Below are 2,404 nucleotides of genomic sequence, written 5' to 3'. Positions count from 1 at the left end.
CACTACATCGACGGCGAATTCGTCGATTCCGTCAGCGGCAAAACCTTTGATGTCCTGGACCCGGTGTCCAACACCAACTACGCCACCGCGGCCGCCGGCCAGAAAGAGGACATCGACCTCGCCGTCGCCGCCGCCCGGAAGGCCTTCACAACCGGGCCGTGGCCGAAGATGAAGCCCCGGGAACGCGCCCGCATCCTGAACCGGATCGCCGACGCCGTCGAGGCCCAGGAGACACGCCTCGCGCAGCTGGAGACCTTCGACACGGGCCTGCCCATCACCCAGGCCAAAGGCCAGGCGCTGCGCGCGGCGGAGAACTTCCGCTTCTTCGCCGACCTGATCGTGGCCCAGTTCGACGACGCCATGAAGGTCCCCGGCGCCCAGATCAACTACGTCAACCGCAAGCCGATCGGCGTCGCCGGGCTCATCACCCCGTGGAACACCCCGTTCATGCTGGAATCCTGGAAACTCGCCCCGGCCCTGGCCACCGGCAACTGCGTGGTGCTCAAACCGGCCGAATTCACCCCGCTCTCCGCCTCGCTGTGGGCGCAGATCTTCAAGGACGCCGGCCTCCCCGACGGCGTCTTCAACCTCGTCAACGGCCTCGGCGAGGAAGCCGGCGACGCGCTCGTGAAGCACCCCGACGTCCCGCTGATCTCCTTCACCGGCGAAACCACCACCGGCCAGACGATCTTCCGCAACGCCGCGGCGAACCTCAAAGGCCTCTCCATGGAGCTCGGCGGCAAGAGCCCGGCGGTCATCTTCGCCGACGCCGACCTCGACGCCGCGATCGACTCCACGCTGTTCGGGGTCTTCTCCCTCAACGGGGAACGCTGCACCGCCGGCTCCCGCATCCTGGTGGAACGCGGCATCTATGACGAATTCTGCGGGAAGTACGCCGCCCGGGCGAAGAACATCGTGGTCGGCGACCCGCACGACCCCAAGACCGAGGTCGGCGCCCTGGTCCACCCCGAGCACTACGCCAAGGTCGCCTCCTACGTGGAAATCGGCAAAACCGAAGGCCGGCTGCTCGCCGGCGGCGGCCGCCCGGAGGGGTTTCCGACCGGCAACTACATCGCCCCCACAGTCTTCGCCGACGTCGCCCCGGACGCCCGGATCTTCCAGGAGGAAATCTTCGGCCCCGTCGTCGCCATCACCCCGTTCGACACCGACGACGAAGCCCTCGCCCTCGCGAACAACACCAGGTACGGGCTCGCGGCCTACATCTGGACCCAGAACCTGACCCGCGCGCACAACTTCTCCCAAAACGTCGAAGCCGGCATGGTCTGGCTCAACAGCCACAACGTCCGCGACCTCCGCACCCCCTTCGGCGGCGTCAAAGCCTCCGGACTCGGCCACGAAGGCGGCTACCGCTCCATCGACTTCTACACCGACCAGCAAGCCGTCCACATCACCCTCGGCCCCGTCCACACCCCCAAATTCGGCGCCACGGCGGAGCAGTAGCGCCACACACCCCCCGTTGCCCTATCACTTATGGTCCTTCTGAGTCCCTCGGGGCAACCACACGTGATAGGGCATCCGGAGTCAGGCGGCGGCCGCCGCCCTGTTCCGTTGCCGGAGCACGACGGCGGCTGCCGCTCCGAGAAGGAACAGTGCCGCCGCCGCACATACCGGCACCACAAACGCGGTGGGGTAGCCGTGGTTCTGCGCCAGCTGCCCCGCAACGGACGAGCCGATTGCGGTGCCGGCGACGATGCCGCTCGCCAGCGCGGTCATGACCGTGCCGAGTTTTCCAGCCGGGGCGACGAGGCCGCCGATTGCGAAAACCGTGACCATGAGCGGTCCCACCGGCAGGCCGAGGACCAGGAGCACGAGGACCATGGGAAGCGCGGCCGAGGGCAGCAACAGCAGCAGCGCAAGTCCTGCCATCAGCGCCGAGCAGGCCAGCCAGCGGGCGTTCGCTGTGAACCGCTGGGGCCAGTACGCCACGGACAGGGCCGCCGCGGCGGAGCTCAGGCCCATCACTGCGTAGAGCAGGCCGGCCAGCTCGGACGTGGCGAAGCTGGCGGAGAAGGAGCTCAGCGCGGTCTGCGTCGAGCCGAAGAACGTTCCCATGCAGACCATGGCCAGCACGGGAAGCGCGACGGCGGCGAAGGCGCCCGCACGCTGTCCGGCCGGCAGGGAAGCCCGGAGCTGTTTCGCCCGGGCGGCGCCGGCTGCTGTCCGCGCCGGCGTCGGGACCACTGCGTGGTGGGTGGGGTGCACGGCAAACGCCGGGACGAGCGTGATGGTCAGGGCCGCGGCGAGGGCGAGTGGCAGCCATGGTGCGATCAGGCTGGCGAGGATGCCCACGAGTGCCGGGCCCAGGACGAAGGTCAGTTCGTCGGCGGTGCTTTCGTAGGACAGTGCTGTGTCCAGGTCCGCGGGGTTGGTATCGCGGCCGCCG

At 68.7% G+C, this 2,404-nt stretch carries 2 protein-coding genes; one reads left to right on the top strand and one right to left on the bottom strand.

The window, feature by feature from the left end; translation table 11 throughout:
* Positions 1-1,461, top strand: a 1,461-nt coding sequence (hpaE, locus tag K789_RS0104520) for a 5-carboxymethyl-2-hydroxymuconate semialdehyde dehydrogenase (RefSeq protein WP_024365715.1), incomplete at its 5' end; no start/stop codon positions are given.
* 81 nt (positions 1,462-1,542) lie between these two features.
* Here hpaE and K789_RS0104515 read toward each other — a convergent pair.
* Positions 1,543-2,404: MFS transporter (locus K789_RS0104515; protein ID WP_024365714.1), on the bottom strand; the 862-nt coding region annotated here is incomplete at its 5' end.

The sequence above is a fragment of the Arthrobacter sp. TB 26 genome (genome assembly GCF_000427315.1).
GTDB lineage: Bacteria > Actinomycetota > Actinomycetes > Actinomycetales > Micrococcaceae > Arthrobacter.
This window is presented reverse-complemented; position numbering and strand designations above follow the sequence as displayed.